7 protein-coding genes and 2 pseudogenes are annotated in these 6,321 nt (G+C 68.5%); 4 read left to right on the top strand and 5 right to left on the bottom strand.

Annotation, left to right across the window (positions count from 1 at the left end):
• Nucleotides 1-309, top strand: a 309-nt coding sequence (locus ACZ4MF_RS44035; RefSeq protein ID WP_467499390.1) for a hypothetical protein, incomplete at its 5' end; no start/stop codon positions are given.
• On the top strand, nucleotides 310-981 hold the full coding sequence (locus tag ACZ4MF_RS44030; RefSeq protein WP_467499388.1) for a TRADD-N-associated membrane domain-containing protein: 672 nt from the start codon (nucleotides 310-312) through the stop codon (nucleotides 979-981).
• Between the two features lie 81 nt (nucleotides 982-1,062).
• Here ACZ4MF_RS44030 and ACZ4MF_RS44025 read toward each other — a convergent pair whose 3' ends face one another.
• Both ACZ4MF_RS44025 and ACZ4MF_RS44020 read right to left on the bottom strand, forming a co-directional pair.
• Nucleotides 1,063-1,431, bottom strand: a complete 369-nt coding sequence (locus ACZ4MF_RS44025; RefSeq protein ID WP_467499386.1) for a hypothetical protein — start codon at nucleotides 1,429-1,431, stop codon at nucleotides 1,063-1,065.
• Between the two features lie 280 nt (nucleotides 1,432-1,711).
• Entirely contained in the window at nucleotides 1,712-2,275 is a 564-nt protein-coding gene (locus ACZ4MF_RS44020; protein WP_467499384.1) for a dihydrofolate reductase family protein, read from the bottom strand.
• A gap of 174 nt (nucleotides 2,276-2,449) precedes the next feature.
• Between ACZ4MF_RS44020 and ACZ4MF_RS44015 the strand changes: the two genes are divergently transcribed.
• Nucleotides 2,450-3,472, top strand: a complete 1,023-nt coding sequence (locus ACZ4MF_RS44015) for an RNA polymerase subunit sigma-70 (RefSeq protein ID WP_467499382.1) — start codon at nucleotides 2,450-2,452, stop codon at nucleotides 3,470-3,472.
• Between the two features lie 575 nt (nucleotides 3,473-4,047).
• Here the strand turns inward: ACZ4MF_RS44015 and ACZ4MF_RS44010 are convergent.
• Nucleotides 4,048-4,383 carry a nitronate monooxygenase gene (locus ACZ4MF_RS44010; RefSeq protein WP_467499380.1) on the bottom strand — a complete coding sequence of 112 codons (336 nt, stop codon included), beginning with the start codon at nucleotides 4,381-4,383 and terminating at the stop codon, nucleotides 4,048-4,050.
• Between the two features lie 221 nt (nucleotides 4,384-4,604).
• Nucleotides 4,605-5,462 (bottom strand): annotated as a pseudogene (locus ACZ4MF_RS44005) (YbfB/YjiJ family MFS transporter).
• Between ACZ4MF_RS44005 and ACZ4MF_RS44000 the strand changes: the two are divergent.
• Nucleotides 5,411-5,735, top strand: a pseudogene (locus ACZ4MF_RS44000) (transposase); the annotation flags it as partial. The pseudogenes ACZ4MF_RS44005 and ACZ4MF_RS44000 overlap by 52 nt on opposite strands.
• Here ACZ4MF_RS44000 and ACZ4MF_RS43995 read toward each other — a convergent pair.
• On the bottom strand, nucleotides 5,730-6,206 hold the full coding sequence (locus ACZ4MF_RS43995; RefSeq protein ID WP_467499378.1) for a GNAT family N-acetyltransferase: 477 nt from the start codon (nucleotides 6,204-6,206) through the stop codon (nucleotides 5,730-5,732). The pseudogene ACZ4MF_RS44000 and the gene ACZ4MF_RS43995 sit on opposite strands and share 6 nt — an antisense overlap.
• Nucleotides 6,207-6,321 lie beyond the last annotated feature (115 nt).

Genomic DNA, 6,321 nt, shown 5'->3' with positions numbered 1-6,321 from the left:
TCGTCGGCGTTGGTCTTCGGCAAGGTGGGCTCAAGATTCGAACCGACGCTGGCGAACTCCATCGTTCTCCTTGGCATGTTCATCGGATTCGCAGGAGTACCCCCGCTGACCTCGTGGGTACCCGGATACTTCTCCGCGTGGACTGGGGGCCGCGCCGAACAGATCGAGCTGGAACTGAACCGAGCCCTGGGGCTCACCCCGGTGGACCGTTCCGAGCGGGCAGCCGCCACCGGCGACCGGGGCGAGACCGCGGCCACCCGGGCCACACCCGTCGAGGACCTCGACCGGAACTCACTCTCCAGCAAGTAGGTGGTCAACATCACCGAGGGCGCCGCCGGACTCGCCGACTGGACTCGCGCCCAGAACGAGAGCCAGGCACGGCTGATCACCAAGTACTACGCCCAGGGATACAGCCAGGCCCGCACCAGCTTCATCCTGAGCGTCACCTTCGCGGTCCTTGGCTTCGCCATCCTGGCGGTGGCACTGATCCAGGCCCTTCGCCAGGGCACTTCGACCGTCTCCGCATCCGCCACCGGTGTGGTCGGCATCATCAACGAAGCCGCCAGTGTCCTCTTCTTCACCAGAGCCGACAAGGCTCGGGATACGATGATGCAGATGATCGACAAACTGCGGTCAGACGACGAGCAGGAACGGAAGTTCATCGCCGGCCTCGCCGCCATCGAGCAGGTCAGTTCGGTGCGCATCCAGGACGCCCTCCGTGCCACCACCGCACTGGCGTTCACGGAAGCGGCGGTGAGCCTGACAGACCTGATGGGAGCGGCGGGGTCACTCCCGGCCGGTGACCGGGAAGCCGCCCCGCGCTACTGCGTCGAGGGACCACAGCTGAGTTCCGAGAGCAGGCAGAAGAGCCAACCGCTCCCGCCCGAGCCGGAGAAGCCGTCCGAAGGCAGCCCTCCGCCTCGCACCCCCGCCGGCCTCCCCGTCGGCAGCCTTCAGGTAGACCGCCCAGGTGACCAGTAGGCAGAGCGCGAAAGCGCTCCGACGAAAGGGTCGGAGCACGAGGGGTGGAGCCATGAGCGGGATGCCGGCCAGCCGGCTCGGTCAGGCGGCGCGCCGGGCGGGTGTGGTGTGGTGCTGCGCCGGGCGGGCGATGTTCTGCCAGGTGCGACAGACCGTGATGACCGCGTCGTAGCCGGCGGTGAGGGCGGTCAGGCCGAAGGCCATGTGGCTGTCGCTGTGGTGGAGGGCGTGTGTGAAGTGCAGGGTGCCGGTCGTGGCGATGGCAGGCAGGGCCAGGCTGCCGGCGGGGCGGCGGATCTTCTTGATGGTGCGGTACCAGTGGGCCCAGACCCGCTTGGGCGGGACGACGCTGAAGCGCCGTCCTGATCCCGCTGTTGCGGTGTCGTCGTCGGGGACGACGCTGAGGTGCTCGGTCACTGCGCTGTCCTTGAGGTGGTGGGACTGGCTCACCAGCCAGGTGGTAGGCGGCCTGCGGGGATCGGTCCTGTTCACGGGCTGTTCAGTCGTCGTCTTCGTCGAAGGAGAAGCCGAAGAGGTCGTCGTCTTCTTCGAGTTCGCTGTCGAGTGGGTGTGTGTTCTCGTGGGTGAAGACCACCACCTGGCGAGTGGCGGCGACCTCGTCGAGGACGCGGGCCAGACCGTCCGCCCGACTTCGGCGGCGTCAACGCCGAGGTTGGGCGGACGGCCTTCGGCCAGCCTGGACCGCCGCCCCCGCGACGAAAGATTCGGGTCAACGCCGATAGGTGAGATAGACGAGGTCTTCGACGGTGTCGGTTGCGGCGAGGTGCCAGTGTTTGGCGTCGGTGGTGTCGCTGAAGAGGCGGGTACCGTGGCCGATTACCAGCGGAAAGACGACCAGGCGAAGCTCGTCGATCAGGTCGTGCTCGACCAGTTCACGCACCAGCAGGGAGCTGGCCCAGATCATGATCGTTCCGTCGACGTTGGCCTTGAGCTTGGCTACTTCGGTGGCGGCGTTACCGTTGAGCACGGTGGTGTTGGTCCAGGACGGGTCGGTCAATGTGCTGGACAGGACGTACTTCGGGATGCTCCTGGTGAGTTCCGCGACGGGGCTGGTGCCGTCGGCGTAGCGGGGGGCAAAGAATTCGTAGGTGCGGCGGCCGAACAGCAATGCCTGCACGCCACGCGTGTCGTGCACGATGCGTTGGATCCATTCTTCGTTGGCGGCCGCCGACAGGTTGTCGCGCCAGTCGAAGGCGCTGACGCTCTCCTCGCCGATCGGGTCCTGCATGACACCGTCGAGGGTGATGTTTTCGAAGACGGCGATCTGTCCCATTGGGTGCTCCTATTGTTCGAGGTCACCGAGGTAGATCCGGGTCGCGGCGAAAACTGGGCGGTGCGCGCCGCCCAGTTTCCCCGGGGCGCGGGGTCGGTTTGGTTGACGGCTTGTCCGGCCGGATCCGCAGCCGAAACCCTCGGCGCTCGACCGGCCCGAAGAGAGGACGATGCGGTGACCGCAGAGCTGATCGCCCGGTGCCGGGCCGGCGACGCCGACGCGTTTCGCGAGCTCGTCGAACCGTTCCGCCGGGAGCTGCTGGTGCACTGCTACCGGTTCCTCGGTTCGATGCACGACGCCGAGGACGCCCTGCAGGAGACGTTGTTCGACGCCTGGCGGGGGCTCAGCGCGTTCGAGGCGCGGTCGGCGGTGCGAACCTGGCTTTACCGCGTCGCGACGAACCGCTGCCTCAAGGTGCTGCGGGCCGCCAGCAGGAGGCCGCGAATGGCGATCCCCGGCACCAGCGCGGCTGGGTTGGAGCTGCCCGAGCCGTCTGCCCACGGCGAGGTGGTCTGGCTCGAACCCTATCCCGACGTGCTGCTCGACGGGGTTCCCGACACCGCGCCCGGACCCGAGGCGCGCTACGAATCGAAACAGGCGATATCGCTGGCGTTCGTGACCGCCGTCCAGCTGCTGCCGCCGCGCCAGCGCGCCGTGCTCATCCTGCGGGACGTACTCGGCTACCGTGCCGCCGACGTCGCCGAATTCCTTGCCACCACTGAAGAATCCGTCACCAGTGCCCTCAAACGCGCCCGCGCCGGCATCCGAGCACAGACGTCCCGATGCGGCGCCACGCAACCACCACCTCCGCCCGAATCGCCATGTGAGCGGCAGCTCGTTGACGGCCTCACCCGGGCCTTCGAATCCGGCGACGTCGACGGCGTGGTCGCGCTACTCGCCGACGACGTCCGCCTCACGATGCCGCCGCTGCCGGTCGAATACCTCGGCCGCGAAGCGGTCACCCGTCTACTGGCCGCCGTCTTCCACCGGATCACCAGTTACCGCCTGGTCGCGACCCGAGCCAACAGTCAACCCGCCTTCGGCGTCTACCTGCTGGACCGCCACACGGCCACGTGGCGCGCCACCGGCTTGCTGGCCCTCACCCTCGCGGCAGACCGCATCTCCGCAGTGACCCGCTTCGAAAGCAGCCACCTACCCCGCTTCGGCCTACCCCACACCCTGCCACCCGACCACTAACAAGGCCGAGCTGTTGCGCTCGGCCGCCGGGGGAGGGGCGCCCACGTTGCATGCAACACAACTGGCAACGGTATCCCGGTGTGGTGTCCTGACCTGGCCAAACACTTGCCAGGGAAGGGAGTTGATGTCTGCAACATGGTGCTGTGGGTGCTGCACTGCGGCTCACGGTGTGCAACGTGTACGTGACGCCCCATGCTTTGTGTCCCGGGCGGCAAGCCGCCGGTCGTGCCGATGGCAGGCTTCCTCGCTCTGAGCGGGGAGACCAAAGCGGGGGAGACCAGGGACAAACCCTTGTTGACAGCTCGATCTGCTCTCGTGCTCCTGCTCGCCGTGTTTGCCGGTGGCGTCGCGACGACTCTGTCCCTGTCGGCCTGCGAGGGCGCAGCCCGTAGTGCCCTCGCCGGGCTGGGGGCTGCCGCACTGGCGGCGCCGTTCTGCAACCGGCTCATCGAGCACGAGCCGGTGCGTTCCTGCCGGCACACGCCGGAGCGGGAAGAAGAAGGAGAGCGACGTGGGTGCGCTCAGGCCGCTCGGCAATGATCTAGCCGAGGCTTCGCGTGCCCTCGCCCAGGCCCTCAGGGAGCTGTTCGAGGGGCTGGACATCTCAGGAGCGCGATCTGCTCCAGCAGCAGGTCACCAGGCTGGGGGCGGAACTGCGGAACATGCAGGACGAGAAGGTCGCCGTGGCCGCCTGCGTCCGGGGCCTGGACGATCAGCAGGTCAGCGCCGGTCTCCGCGGCTGCCAGGGCTTCGCTGGGCGTGGTGCCGCTTTGCGCTACGAGACTGCCCGCATCCTGGAGTGCCCGGACGGTGTCCGGGCTCGGGAGTCCGAAGGTGAAGGACACCAGCGGCACGGGGGTGTTGAGGAGCAGGTCGAGCTTGTCGGCCCAGGCGTCGTCGTCCTCGGTCACGGTCTCGGCGGGGAGGTGAGGCCATAGCGGTCGGCTTCCGACTGGAGCGCGTGGGCGTAGGCGCGGTAGGCGTCCGGGACGACGGGGACGGGGGTGGGGGCGAAGAGGTTCACGCCGAACACCGCACCGCCGTACCGGTCTTGGGTATTCGGGCGGCGAGGTCGGCCGGGACCTTGTAGCCGTCGGTGAGGAACCGAGCCCTCCGGCGCGGGCCGCGGCCGTCACGAGGGCGGGGGTACTGGGGCCGTCGGCCATCGGGGCGGCCCACACAGGCAGGTCGGTGTCGAGGAGGGACGGGTCACCGGGCATGGCGTGACGCTCCAGGTGCAGGCGGCGGGGGTGTGGTGGGCGAGGTGGTGGGGGAAGCGGATGCAGCAGGCGGCCGCGGCCAAGGCGGCGGCGAGGACCAGGGCGGCACCGAGCAGGAGTGCGTCGTGGTAGCCGTTGTGGAGGAGGGGAGCGGCCAGCAGGGGGCCGAGGATCTGGCCGAGGCTGTAGCCGGTGGTGAGCAGGGCGAGGTCGCGCGGAATCCGCAGGTGGGTGCCGATCGCGAGGGACATGGTGCTCACGCCCATGAACGTGGCGCCGAACAGGACGGCGCCGGCGAGCGCGGCGACGCTGCCGTCGGCCAGGGCGGGCAGGGCGATGTCGACGGCCTGCAGCGAGAGGGAGATCGTCAGCAGGGCGGGGCGGGACATGCGGCGGGCCAGGCGCATCCACAGGGCGCACGAGAGCAGCGCGGCCAGGCCGACCACGATCCAGGCGCCGCTGCCGATCCAGCCGGGCGCACCCTACTGCAGGGCGGCGGCCAGGAAGGTCCCGGCGATGATGTAGCCGATACCCTCAAGGAGATAGCCGGCCAACAAGGCGGTGAACCAGCGCCGGGTGCGCGGCCGTTCGACCGGGGCCGTGGTGGCGGAGATCTTGGCGGTCGCGCCGCGCGGCACCAGGTTCCAGGCGACGGAGGTCAGCAACACGGTGAGCACGGCGCAGGAGAACCAGGCCGTCTGCCAGGAGCCGGCCTCCTGGCCCGGGAATACCGCGCAGCCGGCCCAATCGCGCCCGGGCCGACAATGCATACGCCTCCTGGAAGAACCGCGCCTACCTGCGGCGGCGCGGGATCCGCTGCACCATCCCGGACAAAGCCGACCAGGCCCGCAACCGCAAGAAACGTGGTTCGCACGGCGGCCGGCCGCCGAAGTTCGACCCGCGGGACTACAAAGCTCGGTACGCAGTCGAATGCGGCATCAACCGCCTCAAAAAGGCACCGGTCCGTGGCCACACGGTATGACAAGCTCGCGGTCCGCTACGAGGCGACCGTCCTCGTCGCGGCCATCAACGAGTGGCTATGACCGGACACGCCATGATGGCGCTGTGTAACAGCGGACGGCGACCGTCTGGTGCGGACTCCACTGCTGCTCGACTGTGGCCATGAGCTCCCAGCCCAGCCGCTCATACAGGGCTGCCGCCGCGGTATCGGATGCGACGACGTCGAGCACCGGATGCAGGCCACGACGCCGCGCTTCCTCCACTGCTCGACCGATCAGCAGTGCACCGATGCGATGTCCCCTTGCCTGTGGCGCGACGAACAACCTGCTGACCACGGCGGTCATACCCCGCGTCGCCTCGTTCCACTCGCTCCACAACATCGGGGCAAGATCGCCTTCGCCGCCTTGCGACAAACTGACATGCCCAACCAGGCCGCCTTCGAGTTCGGCGACCCAGGAGTCCAGCAGGGGCCCGCGTGACAGCCACTCGCCCGTCTGATCAGGCCAGTTCACCGGATAGCCGTCGCGCGCATGGACTTCCGCGAGGACCCGCACGCACTCCTCAACGTCACCATCAGCCCTCTGCCGGATCCAGCGGCTCGGCCTCTCATCAGGCACTCCGGAGCTTTCGATGTTCACCCCGGCATAGAAACACAAGCCACAGAGTCAC

The sequence above is a fragment of the Streptomyces sp. NPDC025793 genome, assembly GCF_055558375.1.
The sequence above is the reverse complement of the archived record's forward strand: the minus strand, read 5'-3'. Positions and strand labels throughout refer to the sequence as shown.

Coding starts and splice junctions, on each gene's coding strand:
- ACZ4MF_RS44020 (WP_467499384.1), bottom strand. CDS start 2,275: ATGGGACAGATCGCCGTCTTCGAAAACATCACCCTCGACGGTGTCATG.